This window comes from Agrococcus jejuensis, assembly GCF_900099705.1.
Classification (GTDB): domain Bacteria; phylum Actinomycetota; class Actinomycetes; order Actinomycetales; family Microbacteriaceae; genus Agrococcus; species Agrococcus jejuensis.
On sequence record NZ_LT629695.1, the window covers coordinates 2,934,349 to 2,949,634 of the forward strand.

Below are 15,286 nucleotides of genomic sequence, written 5' to 3' on the forward strand. Positions count from 1 at the left end.
CAGGAGGCCCACGATGCTCTTCCCGCGTCGACGCGATCGTGCAGCGTTCGGTGGCTGGGCCGCCGTCTTCGTGTCCCTCGGCGCGCTGCTGGGCATGGCCTTCCTGCCGTCGCCGTTCGTCGTCGAGCAGCCGGGCCCGACGTTCGACACCCTCGGCGAGACGGATGCGGGACCGCTCATCACCGTGCCGGCCGACCTCGACCATCCCGACACCGAGGGCTCCCTCACGCTGCTCACGGTCTCGATCGCGGGCAACCCGCAGCGACCGCTCACGTGGGTCGACGTCGCCGGCGCCTTCCTGGACCCGGCCGACGAGATCCTGCCGATGGACCTCGTCTACGCGCCGACCGAGACGATCGAGCAGTCGAACGAGGCCGGGCGCATCGAGATGGAGTCGTCGCAGGCGGCCGCGATCGCCGCGGCGCTGCTGCACGAGGGCTACGAGATCGACGCGGAGGTGACGATCGCCGACGTCCTCGCCGACAGCCCCGCCGACGGCGTGCTCGAGGAGGGCGACCGCATCCTCTCGGTCAACGGCGACCCCGCGTACGACGTCTCCTCGATCCGCGAGTCGATCGCGGCCGTCGACGGCGCCTCGACGTTCGACATCGAGCGCGACGGCCAGCCGATGACAGTCACGGTCGAGCCGATCGAGTCGCAGGGCCAGCGGCTCGTGGGCATCGTGCCGCAGAACGCCTTCACCTTCCCGATCGACGTGTCGATCGAGCTGCCGAACGTCGGTGGCCCCAGCGCCGGCATGATGTTCGCGCTCGGCATCGTCGACCGCCTCACCGAGGGGTCGCTCACGGGCGGCGTCGAGTGGGCGGGCACGGGCACGATCTCGGCGACGGGCGACGTGGGCCCCATCGGCGGCATCGAGCAGAAGATGCACGGCGCGCTCGCGGCGGGCGCCGAGTGGTTCCTCGCCCCGGTCGAGAACTGCGGCGAGGTCGTGGGCAACGTGCCCGACGGCCTGCACGTCGTCGCGGTCGACACGCTCGACGACGCCATGACGGCCATCGAGACCGTCGCGTCGGGCGGCGACACGAGCGCGCTGCCCACCTGCACCGCGGGCTGACGCGAGGCTGCCGGATCCCTCACGGGATCCGGATGCGCCGTGGGCGGACGCACCGGGGGAGGCCATAGCCCCCGCGGGTAGGATGCGTGGACCCCCCGTCGACCCTGGAGACTCGTGTCCGACACCGCTCGTCCTGCGCAGACCGCTCTGCGCCGCTCGCCCCTCATCATCACGCTCGCGGTCGTCGCGGCCATCGTGGTGGGCTTCATGCTCTTCTCCGGCTTCTACGCCGACGTGCTCTGGTTCGACCAGCTCGGCTTCGTGCAGGTGCTGCAGGTGCGCTGGGTCGCGATGGCGGCCATGTTCGCCATCGGATTCCTCGCCATGGCCGTGCCGCTCGCCGTCGCGATGCAGGTCGCGTTCCGCTCGCGCCCCATGTACGCGCAGCTCTCGAGCCAGCTCGACCGCTACCAGGAGCTCGTCGCACCGCTGCGCCGCCTGGCCATGTGGGTCGTGCCGGCCGTCTTCGGCCTCTTCGCGGGCCTCGCGTCCGCGTCGCGCTGGGACACGGCGCTGCTGTGGCTCAACCGCCAGTCGTTCGGCGAGACCGACGCCCAGTTCGGCCTCGATGCCGGCTTCTACGTGTTCGAGCTGCCGATGTACCAGGAGATCGTGTCGTTCGCGCTCGCGGTGCTCTTCGCCTGCGGCCTCGCGACCGTCGCCACCGCCTACCTCTACGGCGCCGTCCGCATCACGGGTCGTGAGCTGCGCATCTCGCGCAGCGCGCGCATCCAGATCGGCATCGTCGTCGCGCTGTGGATGGCGACGTTCGCCGTGAGCCAGTGGCTCGCGCAGTACATGACGATGACGTCGACGTCGCTCGGCGGCGAGGTCTACACGGGCCCCGGCTTCACCGAGGCGAACGCCGGCATCCCCGGCATGCAGATCCTCGCGGGCATCGCGGCGCTCGTGGCCATCTTCTTCATCGTCACGGCCGTCATCGGCCGCTGGCGCCACTCGATCGTCGGCACGGCGCTGCTCGTCGTCGCCTCGGTCATCATCGGCTTCGGCTACCCGGCGATCATCCAGCGCATCCAGGTCGACCCGTCGGCCGGCACGCTCGAGCAGCCGTACATCCAGGACAACATCGACGCGACGCGCTTCGCGTACGGCGTCGACGCCATGACCGAGGTCGACGTCGACATCGCGACGAACCCCGAGGCGGGCGCGCTCGCGGCCGACCAGGCGACGACCGCGAGCATCCGTCTGCAGGACCCCGAGGTCGTGGGCGTGACGTTCTCGGCGCTGCAGGGTCTGCGCCAGTACTACGCCTTCGACGAGTCGCTCGACGTCGACCGCTACGAGATCGACGGCGTGACGCAGGATGCCGTCGTGGCGCTGCGCGAGCTGAACCCCGAGTTCCTCGCGGAGCAGGACTGGTACAACCAGCACATCATCTACACCTACGGCTACGGCCTCGTGGGTGCGTACGGCAACCAGCGCGCCGCCGACGGCCGCCCCGTCTTCCTGCAGTCGGGCATCCCGGCGCAGGGCGAGCTGGGCGACTTCGAGCAGCGCATCTACTTCGGCGAGAACAGCCCCGAGTACTCGATCGTCGGCGGTGGCACGCAGGAGGACGAGACGGCCGAGGCGGTCGTGCCCTCCGACGAGCCCGTGCCGTCGGACGATCCCGCGGCATTGGAGGATCCGGCGGCGTCGGACGACCCGGCGGCGTCGGAGGACCCGGCCGCGTCGGAGGACCCCGCTGCGACCGACGCACCTGCGACGGATGGCGCAGAGGGCAACATCGGTGCAGGCACGGTGACGCCGTACGAGGGCGAGGGCGGCCCCGAGGTCGGCGGCTTCCTGTCGCGCCTCGTGTACGCCATCAAGTTCCAGTCGGAGCAGATCCTGTTCTCGAACGCCGTCGCGGACGACTCGCAGATCCTCTACAACCGCGACCCGCTCGCGCGCGTGCAGCAGGTGGCGCCGTACCTGACGCTCGACCAGGACCCGTACCCCACGGTCGTGGACGGCGAGATCGTGTGGATCGTCGACGGCTTCACGACGACGGCGCAGTACCCGGGCTCGTGGCAGACGTCGATCGCGAGCGCGATCCAGGACTCGTCGAACACGAACCCGACGCCAGGCGCCGGCGACACGATCAACTACATCCGCAACTCGGTGAAGGCCGTGGTCAACGCGTTCGACGGATCGGTCACGCTCTACGCATGGGATCCCGAGGACCCGATCCTGCAGGCGTACGACCAGATCTACCCCGGCACGCTGCAGCCGATCAGCGAGATGTCGGGCGAGCTCATGGCTCACGTGCGCTACCCGGCCGACCTGTTCAAGGTGCAGCGGGCGATCCTCGGGCAGTACCACGTGACGAGCGCGAGCGAGTTCTACTCGGGCACCGACGTGTGGCGTACGCCCGACAACCCGACGAACCCCGACGGCGACGACACCGCGCAGCCGCCGTACTACCTGACGATGGCCGTGAACGGCGAGGCGCCGGCGTTCTCGCTGTACTCGACGTTCATCCCGCCGTCGACCGGCCGTGAGCTGCTCTACGGCTACCTGTCGGTGAACTCCGACGCCGGAGCGACGGCTGGGGAGGTGTCGGAGTCCTACGGCCAGCTCACCTTGCAGAACATCCCGGAGGATCAGCAGATCCCAGGGCCGGGCCAGGCGCAGAACAACTTCAACACCGACTCCGCCATCGGCCAGGTGCTCAACCTGCTGCAGGACGGCCAGTCCGACGTGGTCTACGGCAACCTGCTGACGCTGCCCGTGGGTGGCGGCATGCTCTACGTGCAGCCGATCTACCTGCAGTCGACGTCGGGCACGACGTTCCCGGTGCTCGACAGCGTGCTCGTGTCGTTCGGCGATGCGATCGCGTTCCAGCCGACGCTCGACGAGGCGCTCGACGAGCTCTTCGGCGGCGACTCCGGTGCGCAGGCGGGCGACGAGGGCGTGCAGCCGATCGACCCCGAGACGGGTCTGCCCATCGAGGGTGGCGGCGACGGCACCGGCGGCGATGCGGGCTCGGGCACCGGCTCGGGCGAGGGCGACCTGCAGACGCAGCTCGCCTCGACGCTGCAGGCCGCGGCGACGGCGCTCGACGAGCGTGAGGCGGCCTACGCGGCCAACGACCTCGTGGCGGCCGCGGAGGCCGACGAGCGCCTCCAGGAGGCCGTGAACCAGGCGAACACGCTCATCGGGCAGATCACGAGCGCTGGCGACGAGCCCGCGCCCAGCGAGGAGCCTTCGCCCTAGGCGAACCCATCCACCCCGTGGTTCGAGAGGGCCTCGAAGCCGTGCTAGAGTCATATCTCGTGCCGCGGGGTGGAGCAGTTCGGTAGCTCGCCGGGCTCATAACCCGGAGGTCGCAGGTTCAAATCCTGTCCCCGCAACCAGTGTGAATCAGAAGGCCCGCCAGATGGCGGGCCTTCTGCATTGGCGCAAGGGTCCTCGAGGGCCTGGATCTCGGTCGGACGGGGGAGCGGATGTCGCAGCAGCGCCCGCCCGTGCTCGGTCCGGTCGTCGACGACGAGACCCGCTGCATCCACTGGTCGTCGCCGCTCGACGTCGTCGCGATGCGCTTCGCATGCTGCCGCGCGTACTACCCGTGCGACGCCTGCCACGAGCAGGCTGCCGACCACCTCATCGCGACGTGGCCGGCGGATGCGCGCGACGAGATCGGTGCGATGTGCGGCGTCTGCGGCCACGAGCTGACGATCGCGGAGTACGGCCTCGCGGCGGCCTGTCCGGCTTGCTCGGCGCCGTTCAACCCGGGCTGCGCCTTGCACTGGCCCCGGTACTTCGACGGCCCGCCTCCGGCCGCCTGAGCTCAGTCCTCGGCGACCACGACCCGCAGCGAGGCGAGGAAGCCGTCGACCGTGATGGCATCGTCGGCGCCGGTGCGGATCACGAAGGCGCGCGCCGTCGTGACGATGCCGGCGATCGCGAGGTCGACGGCGGCCGTCGGCGTCGGGGCGTCGGCATGCTCGCTCCACGGTGCGAGCATCGCGGCGAGGTGCGCGCGGATCTCGGCGAGGTGCGCCTCGATGGCCTGGGTGAGGGCGGGGTCGACCGTGCCGGGCGTCGACAGCTGCGCCATCGCGGGCAGGTAGGCGCGGCGGGCATCCAGCCGCTCGACGAGCCAGCGCGTGAGCGCCGCCGGCGTCACGACGGGGCCATTGGCCGTGCGCTGCTCGCCGAACGCCTCGAGGTCGTCGAGCAGCACGCGGTGGGCGCGCTCGACGACGTAGCGCGCGAGCGCCTCCTTGCTCGCGAAGTGCGAGTAGACCGAGCCTGCCGACAGCCCCGACTCGGCGAAGACGTCGGCCATCGTGAGCCGCGCCCAGCCGCTGCGCTGCATGACGCGGAGCATGCTCGTCGCGATCGTCGTCCTGCGTGCCTCGCGGGTGACGTCGGTGAGGCGAGGCATGCGCCGATCGTATCGCCGCTCGGTTCATACGGAATGAGTATTCTGCTTGCGCGTCACCATCGACGCGACCCAGCAGAGAGGCACCCATGCATCGCTCCATCCGTCTCGTCGCCCCGTCGGCGCTCGCCGTCGCCGTCGCGCTCACCGGCTGCGCCGCATCCGGTGACGACTCGACCGCCGTCGAGGAGTCCCCGGCGGCATCGGCCGTCGCCGTGCACTGGTCGTACGAGGGCGAGGAGGGGCCCGACCACTGGGGCGAGCTGTCCGCCGACTTCGGCATGTGCCAGGACGGCACGCAGCAGTCGCCGATCGACCTGCACGCCGACGATCAGGCCGGCACCGACGAGCTGTCGGTCGACTACGGCACGATCGCCGAGCACGTGCACGACACGGGCCACACGTTCCAGATGGATGCCGACGACGACGCGACCCTCGAGTACGAGGGCACGGAGTACGCGCTCGTGCAGATGCACTTCCACGACCCGTCGGAGCACACGGTCGACGGCGAGGCCGCGCCCGTGGAGTTCCACTTCGTGCATGCGGACGACGACGGCGACCTGCTGGTCGTGGGCGTGCTCGCGGTCGAGGGCGCGCACGCCGCGGCGTTCGACGACTTCATCGCGGCGACGACGCAGGAGGGCGACGTCGCGGGCGACATCGACGTCGCTGCGATGCTGCCGACGTCGACGGCGCACTACGCGTACGAGGGCAGCCTCACGACGCCGCCGTGCTCGGAGGGCGTGCAGTGGCTCGTCATGCAGGAGGCCATCGAGCTCGACGCCGAGCAGATCGCCGCGCTCGAGACGGCCTACGCCGGCAACGCGCGCCCCGTGCAGGAGCTCGGCGGGCGCCTCGTGACGAGCGTGGCGTCGCTCGGCTGAGCCGAGCCGACGCAGCGCGCGTCGCCGGCGCATCGCCGGGCGACGCGCGCCCCCTCAGCCGAACAGGCTGACGCCGCTCGAGCCTCCGCCGTTCTGGCCCGACGTCTGCGGGCGGCCTTCGGAGGGCTGCACGATGACGAAGCCCGGACCGTGGAAGGCGAGCTGGAACGCCTCGCCCGTGCCGCCGCGCAGCAGCGATCGCATGTTCATGGAGTTCACCACCTGCGGCTGCAGGTTGGCCGACCAGCACACGGCGGCCTGCGGGTCGACGAACGTGGGCTGCACCGAGCAGTCGAGCAGCAGCGGCTCGCCGTCGCACGTGACGGCGACGGTGCCGTTGCCGCCGATCTCGAGGTTGAAGAGGCCGCCGGCCATGAAGCCGCCGCCGCGCAGCATCTTGATGTCCCACTGCAGCGTGTGGTCGAACGCGAGCAGGCTCTCGCCGTTGACCGTGAGGCCCTCGTTCTCGAGCGTGACGGTGAAGATGTTCTGCGCGTCGCGCGCGAGGAACACCTCGCCCTGGCCCTGCATGCGCATGAGCGGCGCGCCCTCGCCCGTGAGCGCCTTCTTCAGGAACTTCTCGACGGATCCGGCACCCTCGTGGTGGAACTGGATCTGCCCCTGGTACGCGACCATCGAGCCCTTGGCGGCGATGACGTCGGTGCCGGTGACGTTGACGCGCATCATGCGGTCGGACTGCTTGACCCAGCGCTCCTGGGTCTGCTTCTCGTGGTACGCCTGCGCGAAGAGCTCGCTCTTCATCGGTCCTCCTCGTGTGCGGGCTCCTCGAGCGCCTGCTCGAGTCGGTCGACCTTGCCGTCGAGCTCTCCGGCCCATCCTGGCCGGATGTCGGCCTTCAGCACCAGCGATGCGCGGGGCGAGGCCTCGAGGATGGCGTCGGTCGCGGCCTTGACGACCGCCATGACCTCGTCCCACTCGCCCTCGATGGTCGTGAACATGGCGTCGGTGCGGTTCGGCAGGCCGGACTCGCGCACGATGCGCACCGCCTTGGCGACGGCGTCGTGCACGGATCCGTCGGGTCCCGCCGTGCCGGGCGCGACCGAGAATGCGACGAGCATGTCGCTCCCTTCGTGTGGTTCGCGCTCATCCTCTCGCGCCGGGTCTGGGAAGGAGAGGTCACTTCCGGCCGCTGCACGCGGCGTGTCGCGTACGGGAAGTGGCCACTCATCGCACGGAAGTGACCACTCCGCGTTCGGAGGCGACCACTGCAGGTGGATGGGGGAGTCCGCTGCATAGGCTGGGGCGCATGGCCACGCCGTCGACCCTCCTCGCCGCCGCCGTCCAGTGGGCGCCCGGCGCCGACCCCGCTGCGAACCGTGCGGAGGTGGCGCGGCTCGTCGCCGAGGCGGCGCAGCGGGGCGCGCGGCTGATCGTGCTGCCGGAGTACTCGCAGGCGTTCGACGCCGACATGGCGGCGCTGGCGCCGACGATCGCCGAGCCGCTCGACGGCCCGTTCGTCGTGACGCTGCAGGAGTCGGCCGCCGCAGCGAGCGCCGTCGTCGTGGCGGGCATGGTCGAGCGCCTCGACGACGACGCCGACGGCACGCCCCGCGTCGCCAACACCGTCGTCGCGGTCGACGGCGAGCGCGTGCTCGCCGCGTACCGCAAGGTGCACCTGTACGACGCGTTCGGCGCCCGGGAGTCCGACTGGCTCACGCCCGGCGACCCCGCGCAGCGTCCTGTGATCGACGTCGACGGCCACGCCATCGGCCTCCAGACCTGCTACGACGTGCGGTTCCCCGAGCAGTCGCGCCTGCTGGTGGATGCAGGTGCTGACGTGCTCGCGGTCCCCGCCGAGTGGGTGCGCGGGCCGCTCAAGGAGCACCACTGGGTCACGCTCGTCACGGCGCGCGCGATCGAGAGCACCGTGCACGTCATCGCGGCCGACCACGCGCCGCCGATCGGCGCCGGCCGATCGCTGATCGTCGACCCGATGGGCGTCGCGCTCGCGCAGCTCGGCGAGGCCGAGGGCATCGCGGTGGCTCCGATCGATGCCGCTCGCACGGCGAGCGTCCGCGAGCGCAACCCGTCGCTCGCGAACCGTCGACACCGCGTCGTCGGCGGCTGACGCCAGCGGACGCGCGGCTATGCCGTCGGCGCCTCCGCGAGCCCGCGCAGCGCGCCGAGGCGGTCGACGGCGTCGCGCAGCACCTCGTCGCGCTTGCAGAACGCGAACCGCATCCACGGCTTCAGGTCGTGGCGGGAGGCCCGGGCGAACGGCGCGAGCGGCACGCCCACGACGCCCGCGAGCTCCGGCAGGCGACGCGCGAGGTCGGTGGCGTTCGCGAACCCGAGGCCCGAGCCGTCGGCGAGCACGAAGTAGCCGGCCTGCGCATCCGGCACCGTGAGGCCCACCGAGCGCAGCCCGCGCGTCAGCAGGTCGCGCTTGCGGGCGAACGTGGCCGCGAGGGTGTCGAACGCCTCGTCGTCCATGCGCAGCCCCGCGGCAATCGCCGGCTGGAACGGCGCGCCGTTCACGAACGTCAGGTACTGCTTCACCGACAGGATCTGCGTGACGCGCTCGGGCGTCGACACGAGCCAGCCGACCTTCCAGCCGGTGGTCGAGAACGTCTTGCCACCTGAGCCGATCGACACGAGCCGATCGCGCGCGCCGTCGATGGATGCGATGGGCACGTGCCGTCCGTCGTACACGAGGTGCTCGTAGACCTCGTCGGTCACGATGAGCGCATCGCGGCGCTCGGCGCAGCGCACGACCTCGCGCAGCACGTCCTCGTCGAACACGACGCCCGTGGGGTTGTGCGGCGAGTTCACGATCACCATGCGCGTGCGCGACGTGAAGGCGCGCTCGATGCGGTCGACATCGGGTTCGAACGTCGGCGGCGACAGGGGGATGGGCACGATGCGCGCGCCCGCGAGACCCGCGATCGCCGCGTAGGCGTCGTAGTACGGCTCGAAGACGACGACCTCGTCGCCCGGCTCGAGGTAGGCGAGCATCGTGGCGGCGAGCGCCTCGGTCGCGCCGGCGGTGACGAGCACCTCGGCGGTCGTCGTGCCGAGGCCGTACCAGCGGCGCTGATGCTCGGCGACGGCCTCGAGCAGCTCGGGGTGCCCGCGGCCGGGGGAGTACTGGTTGACGCCGTCGCGGATGGCGCGCTGCGCCGCGTCGAGCACGACGGCGGGGCCGTCGAAGTCGGGGAAGCCCTGCCCGAGGTTGATGGCGCCCGTGCGCGTCGCGAGGGCCGTCATCTCGGCGAAGATCGTCGGCGCGATCTCGCCCGTCGAGCCCAGCAGCCCTGCGGCTGCCGCCGTCCTCCGCCACGGTGCATCGGTCATGCACCCCACGGTAGCCGACGTGCAGGGGGCGCTCAGGTTCCGAATCCGCGTCTTGGACAGCGCATAGGGATCGCACTGACTCGAGGCGTGACATGGTGCCCATGACGAACGACGAGCGCGGCCAGGTGCCGCCGGACCACGCGACCGGTTGGCCGCACGAGCCTCAGCAGGAGGCCGCCTGGGGGCAGGCCTCGCGCGAGGTGCCCCCGCCGCCCACGGCGCAGCAGCAGTCCGCGGCCGCGCCCGAGCAGTCGGCACCGCAGCAGGCATCGCCCCAGGCAGCCCAGCCCGCGGCATCCGCGCCGCAGGCGCAGCCCGGCCCGTCGGTGCCGCAGGCGCCGCAGGTGCCGCAGGTGCCGAACCCGTGGCAGCAGTCGGCCACCGCGCCCCAGCCGCAGGCGCAGGGCCACGTGCCCAACCCGGCAGCGCAGGCGCACGCGACGGTCCAGCAGCCTGCCTGGCAGCAGCCCGCATCCACGCCCTTCGGCCCGCACGCCCCGCAGGGCGCGCACGCCGGCTCGGCGTTCGCGCAGGCTCCCGGCACCGGCGCGTCCGCACCCGTGAAGCCCCGCAGGCGCCGCCGCCCCATCGCGGCGCTCGCGCTCGCGGGCCTGCTCGGCGGCACGGTGCTCGGCGGCGCGGCGGGCGCGACGGCTGCGACCCTCGTGGCGCAGCACGGCGGCTCGTCGACGTCGGCAGCGAGCGACGTGACCATCACGGGCGCCTCGGCGACCGACCCGCAGACGATCGCCGACGTGGCGCAGACGGCGTCGCAGTCGGTCGTCACCGTCGAGGCCGTGTCGTCGGCCGGCTCGGGCACGGGCTCGGGCGTCGTCGTGGGCGACGGCGGCATCATCGTCACGAACAACCACGTCGTCACGCTCGACGGCGCCGCGTCCGACGCGACGATCACGGTCGAGACCTCGGATGGCCAGCTGCTCGAGGCCACCGTCGTCGGCACCGACCCGACGGTCGACCTCGCCGTGCTGCGCGTCGACGCCGACCTGCCCGTCATCACGTTCGTCGACTCCGACTCGGTGTCGGTCGGCGACACGGCGATCGCGATCGGCGCCCCGCTCGGCCTGTCGAACTCCGTCACCGACGGCATCGTGTCGGCGGTCGACCGCGGCCTGCAGATCTCGCCGAGCGCGACGCAGGACGACAGCTCGGCGCAGTCGCAGCAGTCGCCCTTCGGCTTCTGGAGCCAGGGCGGCGCCCAGGCGGCGCAGGAGACCATCTCGATCCCCGTGATCCAGACGGATGCGTCGATCAACCCCGGCAACTCCGGCGGTGCCCTGCTGAACGCGGCAGGTCAGCTCATGGGCGTCAACGTGGCCATCGCGTCGATGTCGTCGAGCGACTCGTCGTCGCAGGCGGGCTCGATCGGCATCGGCTTCGCGATCGAGGCGTCGCTCGTGCAGCGCGTCGTCGACGAGATCGTGTCGACCGGCACGGCGACGCACGGCCTGCTCGGCGCCTCGGTGGGCGACGTGACGGACGCGAGCGTCGGCCACACGGGCGCGCAGCTCGCCGACATCACGGCGGATGGCGCGGCGGCGGCCGCCGGCCTGCAGTCAGGCGACGTCGTGACGGCCGTCGACGGCACGCCCGTCACGAGCGCGACCGACCTCACCGCGCAGATCCGCGCGGAGGCGGGCGGCGCGTCCGTCACCCTCACGATCCTCCGCGGAGGGTCGGAGCAAGACGTCGACGTGACGCTCGGCACGCTCTCGTAGCGCGCCGCTCCATGACGCGGCGCGTCCCACCATCCGGTGGGACGCGCCGCGTCCTCGTATGCTGGCGGCATCGCACTCCAGGTCTCGCGGCGCACGTTGCGCACGCTGCTCGCCCTGCCGGCCGTCGCGCTCGGCGCAGCGGCATCGCTCGTCGTCGCGCGCGACCGGCACCGCTGGGTCGTCGGCTGCGGCTCGGGCGTCGGCGAGGGCGCGCTGCCGCTCGCGCTCGCGGCGCAGGCGCGCGGCGACGACGTCGCCTGGGTCGTGCGCACCGACCGGGATGCGGCCGACGCCGCCGCGCACGGCATCCGCACCGTGCGGGGCTGGGGCGCGTTCGTCGCGACCCTCCGCGCGGGCGTCGTCGTGATCACGCACGGCTTCGGCGACGTGTCGCGCGCCGGCGTGCACGGCGCGTACCTCGTGCACCTGTGGCACGGCATCCCGCTGAAGCACCTGCACCGGGATGCGCCGGGCTGGCTGCGCATCGCGGGCGTGCCCGACGTCGCGCCCGTGCGGCGGCTGCTGCGCGAGGCGCATCGACGCTCGGCGTCGCGCATCCGCCTGCTGCCCGTCGCGTCGGAGCGGGCGGCGAGCCGCATGCGCTCGGCGCTGGGCCTCGGCGCCGAGACCGTGCGCGTGCTCGGCGATGCACGCGTCGACGTGCTCGCCCGTGGCGACGAGCCCGCGGTGCGTGCGGCGGCGACGGCGCTGCTCGACCGGTCGGGTGCGCTCGGCCGCGCGACGGTGCTCTACGCGCCGACGTGGCGCGACGGCAAGCCCGACCCCGCGGTGCCGACGGCCGACGAATGGCAGCGCATCGCCGCGTGGCTCGAGGCGCACGACGCGCGCCTCGTCGTGCGCTCGCACCCGCACGGCCTCGGCGACTACGCCGCAGGCGCGGCGACGAGCGATCGCATCGGCCTGCTCGGCCACGACCGGCTCGCCGACGTCACGCCCGCCCTGCCGGGCGTCGACCTGCTCGTCACCGACTTCTCGTCGATCGCGTACGACGCCGCGACCCTCGACATCCCCACGCTGCTGCTCGCCCCCGACGTCGCCGCCTACGCCGCCTCGCGCGGCCTGTACGACGCGTACGCGACGTTCTCGGGCGGGCGCCACGAGCGCACGTGGGATGCCCTGCTCGCGTGGGCGAGCGACGTCGCCGAGCCGGGTGCGGCGCGCGACGAGCGGCTCGCGCACGCGCGCGTGCTCGTCGCCGACCACGTGACGGCGTTCGGGGGGTCGACGCAGCGCGTGCTGCAGGCGATCGACGCGGCGCTCGGCCACGGCGAGCCGCCGGCGGAGCCGTCGGCACCCGCGTCGGTCGTCGCCGCGTGGCGCGACGGCGAGCGGCTGCGGCTGCGGATCGACGCGGGCGCGACGACGCCCGTCGCGGTGCGGCTGCGGGGTGCTCGCGAGACGATCGCCGGCGAGCTCGCGGTCGGCGAGACGATCGAGGCATCCGTGCCGCTCACGCGCTCGCGGTGGGGCGGCCCGAGGCTCGTGCTGCCGAGCGACGCGTACGTCGTCGAGGTGCTCGACGTCTCGGGAGCCCGCATCGAGCTGGCGCCGCCCGCATCCCTGCCCAAGCCGGAGCTCGCGCTCGATGCGCGCATCGCGATCGAGCCGCGCGAGGCGTCCCTCGCCGTCGTGCTCGCCCCGCCGCTCACGGATGCCGAGCGTGCGCCGGGTGCGCAGCGCGCGCTGCAGCGCCGCCACCTCGGCAGCCCCGAGCCGCAGCGCGCCGTCATGCTCGAGGCGTTCTACGGCACCGCGGCGTCGTGCAACCCAGCAGGCATCGACCACGCGCTCGCGACCATCGCGCCCGACGTCGTGCGCGCGTGGTCGACCGTCGACGGGTCGGTGCCGATCCCCGAGGGCACCGTGCGCGCCGTCGAGGGCACCGAGGCGTGGTGGCGCATCCGTGGCGGTGCTCGCGCGCTCGTCGTGAACGACTGGCTGCGCAAGCGCCACCGCCGCATGACGCATCAGAAGGTCGTGCAGACCTGGCACGGCACGCCGCTCAAGCGCCTCGCGCTCGAGCGCGGCGGCCAGAGCCTGCGCACGCGCATCGCCTCGCGGCTCGAGGGCCGCCGCTGGGACGTGCTGCTGGCGCAGAACCCGTTCGCCGCCGAGCACCTGCGCGCCGCCTACGCGTTCCGCGGCGACGTGTGGCAGCTCGGCTACCCGCGCGGCGACGTGCTGCAGACGGGCGACCGCGCAGCGATCCGCGCCCGCCTCGGCGTGCCCGCCGACGTCCGCGTCGCGCTCTACGCGCCCACGTGGCGCGACGACCGCATCGCCGTGGTCGACCACGTCGACGTCGCTGCGCTCGCTACCCGGCTGGGGGATGGGTGGCGCGTCGTCGTGCGCGGCCACGCGCGCTCGCACGCGGGCGGCGGGCTCGAGCTGCACGGCGAGGGCGTCGTCGACGCCACGACGTATCCCGACGTCGCCGAGCTGCTCGTCGCCGCCGACGTGCTCGTGACCGACTACTCGTCGGTCATGTTCGACGCCGCGGGCCTCGAGCTGCCGACGGTCTTCGCGGTGCCCGACCTCGACGACTACCGCGACCGCCTCCGCGGCTTCACGTTCGACCTCGCCGAGCTCGCGCCCGGTCCGTTCGCGCGCACGCTCGACGAGGTCGAGGACGCCGTGCTCGCCGCAGGTCCCGGCGACGGCTGGGACGAGCGCAGGCGGGCGTGGCGCGAGCGCTTCGCCCCGCTCGACGACGGGCACGCGGGGGAGCGGGTCGTGCAGCGGATGCTCGCGGAGGGCATCCTCTAGACCGGTCGGTCGACCGGCTCAGGCCGTGAGCCCGCCCTCGCTGCGAGACGTGTCGCGGTTCGTGCCTGCACCGCGCACGACGCCCTGCAGGAATCCGGTGCCCCACGCGAGGTGCATGACGGCGACGACGCCCGCGAAGCGCAGACGGTCGCCGAGCGAGCCGGGCGTCGTCACGACGGCGCCGAGGAGCAGCACGAGGTAGGCGGCGGGCGCGAGGCCCAGCAGCGCCGAGATGACGGCGAGCCACGTCGGCACCGTGGCGACGAGCGCGACGAGCGCCGTCGCGAGGCCCACGAGCACCGACAGCGCGACGGCAACGACGAGCGCGGGCGGCACGAAGAAGCGGATGCCGTTGCTCGCACCGATGCGGCGCACGAGCTCGCCGCGCCACACGCCCGTCGAGTGGAACTGGCGCGCGAGCTTCGGCCACGTCTCGCGCGGCCAGTACGTGACCTGCAGCGCGGGATCGAACCACACGAGGTGGCCCGCCTGGCGCAGACGGTAGTTGAGCTCCCAGTCCTCGCCGCGGCGCAGGGACTCGTCGTAGCCGCCGACGGCCTCGAGCGCGTCGCGGCGGAAGACGCCGAGGTAGGCGGAGTCGGTCGGACCGGCCTCGCCACCCAGGTGGTACGAGCCGCCGCCGAGGCCGATGCGCGAGCGGTAGCCGCGCGCCACGGCGCGCTGCAGGGGCGTGTCGCCCGTCGCGAGCATGAGGCCGCCCACGTTGGCGGCGCTCGACGTCTCGAGCGCGCGCACCGCGAGGCGCGTGTAGTCGGCGGGGATCTGCGTATGCGCGTCGACGCGCACCACGACGTCGTGGCGGCTGGCGGCGATCGCGAGGTTGAGGCCGATGGGGATGTCCATGCCCGGGTTCGGCACGAGGCGGATGCGCGCATCCTCGGCCGCGAGCCGCTCGGCGACCGCGTCGGTGCCGTCGGTCGAGGGGCCGAGCGCCAGCACGAGCTCGCGCTCGCCGGGGTAGTCCTGCGCCATGACCGTCGCGACGGCGCCGGCCAGGTAGCGCTCCTCGTTGAGCACGGGCATGACGTAGGAGACGCCCGGCCATGCATGCTCGTCAGTCACCGAGCAAGCATGG

12 protein-coding genes and 1 tRNA gene are annotated in these 15,286 nt (G+C 72.8%); 8 read left to right on the forward strand and 5 right to left on the reverse strand.

Annotated elements, in window-relative coordinates; all coding sequences use genetic code 11:
- Positions 1-13: 13 nt before the first annotated feature.
- From BLQ67_RS13860 to BLQ67_RS13875, 4 genes are all read left to right on the forward strand, one after another.
- The gene (locus BLQ67_RS13860; protein WP_092506006.1) at positions 14-1,078 is read left to right on the forward strand and encodes a YlbL family protein; all 1,065 of its coding nucleotides are present in this window, start codon (positions 14-16) and stop codon (positions 1,076-1,078) included.
- A gap of 114 nt (positions 1,079-1,192) precedes the next feature.
- Entirely contained in the window at positions 1,193-4,297 is a 3,105-nt protein-coding gene (locus BLQ67_RS13865) for a UPF0182 family membrane protein (protein WP_092506008.1), read from the forward strand.
- Between the two features lie 63 nt (positions 4,298-4,360).
- Positions 4,361-4,437 (forward strand) — tRNA-Met (locus BLQ67_RS13870).
- Between the two features lie 90 nt (positions 4,438-4,527).
- A complete protein-coding gene (locus tag BLQ67_RS13875) occupies positions 4,528-4,869 on the forward strand; it encodes a CHY zinc finger protein (RefSeq protein WP_092506010.1) in 342 nt (113 codons plus the stop codon).
- A gap of 2 nt (positions 4,870-4,871) precedes the next feature.
- Here BLQ67_RS13875 and BLQ67_RS13880 read toward each other — a convergent pair whose 3' ends face one another.
- Complete coding sequence (locus BLQ67_RS13880; RefSeq protein WP_092506012.1) at positions 4,872-5,471, reverse strand: TetR/AcrR family transcriptional regulator; 600 nt, start codon at positions 5,469-5,471, stop codon at positions 4,872-4,874.
- An 86-nt stretch (positions 5,472-5,557) separates the two neighbouring features.
- On the opposite strand from BLQ67_RS13880, the gene BLQ67_RS13885 reads away from it, so the two are divergent.
- Positions 5,558-6,352: a carbonic anhydrase gene (locus BLQ67_RS13885; RefSeq protein WP_092506014.1), complete on the forward strand. Its 795-nt coding sequence runs from the start codon at positions 5,558-5,560 to the stop codon at positions 6,350-6,352.
- Positions 6,353-6,406: 54 nt separating this feature from the next.
- On the opposite strand, the gene BLQ67_RS13890 is transcribed toward BLQ67_RS13885, so the two are convergent.
- Together BLQ67_RS13890 and BLQ67_RS13895 are read right to left on the reverse strand one after the other, a co-directional pair.
- Positions 6,407-7,114, reverse strand: coding sequence for an AIM24 family protein (locus BLQ67_RS13890; RefSeq protein ID WP_092506016.1), 708 nt, complete (start codon positions 7,112-7,114; stop codon positions 6,407-6,409).
- Positions 7,111-7,431 (reverse strand): thiamine-binding protein, encoded by a 321-nt coding sequence (locus BLQ67_RS13895; protein WP_092506019.1) that lies wholly within the window; start codon positions 7,429-7,431, stop codon positions 7,111-7,113. The genes BLQ67_RS13890 and BLQ67_RS13895 overlap by 4 nt, the downstream gene beginning before the upstream one ends.
- A 188-nt stretch (positions 7,432-7,619) precedes the next feature.
- Between BLQ67_RS13895 and BLQ67_RS13900 the strand changes: the two genes are divergently transcribed.
- Positions 7,620-8,441, forward strand: coding sequence for a carbon-nitrogen hydrolase family protein (locus BLQ67_RS13900; RefSeq protein ID WP_092506021.1), 822 nt, complete (start codon positions 7,620-7,622; stop codon positions 8,439-8,441).
- Between the two features lie 17 nt (positions 8,442-8,458).
- On the opposite strand, the gene BLQ67_RS13905 is transcribed toward BLQ67_RS13900, so the two are convergent.
- Positions 8,459-9,667, reverse strand: a complete 1,209-nt coding sequence (locus BLQ67_RS13905; RefSeq protein ID WP_092506023.1) for an aminotransferase class I/II-fold pyridoxal phosphate-dependent enzyme — start codon at positions 9,665-9,667, stop codon at positions 8,459-8,461.
- Between the two features lie 92 nt (positions 9,668-9,759).
- Here BLQ67_RS13905 and BLQ67_RS13910 point away from each other — a divergent pair, with 92 nt between their 5' ends.
- Both BLQ67_RS13910 and BLQ67_RS13915 read left to right on the forward strand, forming a co-directional pair.
- Positions 9,760-11,403: a S1C family serine protease gene (locus BLQ67_RS13910; protein WP_092506025.1), complete on the forward strand. Its 1,644-nt coding sequence runs from the start codon at positions 9,760-9,762 to the stop codon at positions 11,401-11,403.
- Between the two features lie 96 nt (positions 11,404-11,499).
- Positions 11,500-14,190, forward strand: coding sequence for a CDP-glycerol glycerophosphotransferase family protein (locus BLQ67_RS13915; protein WP_172802339.1), 2,691 nt, complete (start codon positions 11,500-11,502; stop codon positions 14,188-14,190).
- Between the two features lie 18 nt (positions 14,191-14,208).
- Here BLQ67_RS13915 and BLQ67_RS13920 read toward each other — a convergent pair whose 3' ends face one another.
- Entirely contained in the window at positions 14,209-15,273 is a 1,065-nt protein-coding gene (locus BLQ67_RS13920) for a glycosyltransferase family 2 protein (RefSeq protein WP_269457085.1), read from the reverse strand.
- Positions 15,274-15,286: the final 13 nt, after the last annotated feature.

What these genes read in the sequence shown, in the direction of transcription:
- BLQ67_RS13905 (WP_092506023.1), bottom strand. Translation starts at nt 9,667, where the DNA reads ATGACCGATGCACCGTGGCGGAGGACGGCGGCAGCCGCAGGGCTGCTG.
- BLQ67_RS13895 (WP_092506019.1), bottom strand. Translation starts at nt 7,431, where the DNA reads ATGCTCGTCGCATTCTCGGTCGCGCCCGGCACGGCGGGACCCGACGGA.
- BLQ67_RS13900 (WP_092506021.1), top strand. Translation starts at nt 7,620, where the DNA reads ATGGCCACGCCGTCGACCCTCCTCGCCGCCGCCGTCCAGTGGGCGCCC.
- BLQ67_RS13910 (WP_092506025.1), top strand. Translation starts at nt 9,760, where the DNA reads ATGGTGCCCATGACGAACGACGAGCGCGGCCAGGTGCCGCCGGACCAC.
- BLQ67_RS13885 (WP_092506014.1), top strand. Translation starts at nt 5,558, where the DNA reads ATGCATCGCTCCATCCGTCTCGTCGCCCCGTCGGCGCTCGCCGTCGCC.
- BLQ67_RS13860 (WP_092506006.1), top strand. Translation starts at nt 14, where the DNA reads ATGCTCTTCCCGCGTCGACGCGATCGTGCAGCGTTCGGTGGCTGGGCC.
- BLQ67_RS13875 (WP_092506010.1), top strand. Translation starts at nt 4,528, where the DNA reads ATGTCGCAGCAGCGCCCGCCCGTGCTCGGTCCGGTCGTCGACGACGAG.
- BLQ67_RS13890 (WP_092506016.1), bottom strand. Translation starts at nt 7,114, where the DNA reads ATGAAGAGCGAGCTCTTCGCGCAGGCGTACCACGAGAAGCAGACCCAG.
- BLQ67_RS13880 (WP_092506012.1), bottom strand. Translation starts at nt 5,471, where the DNA reads ATGCCTCGCCTCACCGACGTCACCCGCGAGGCACGCAGGACGACGATC.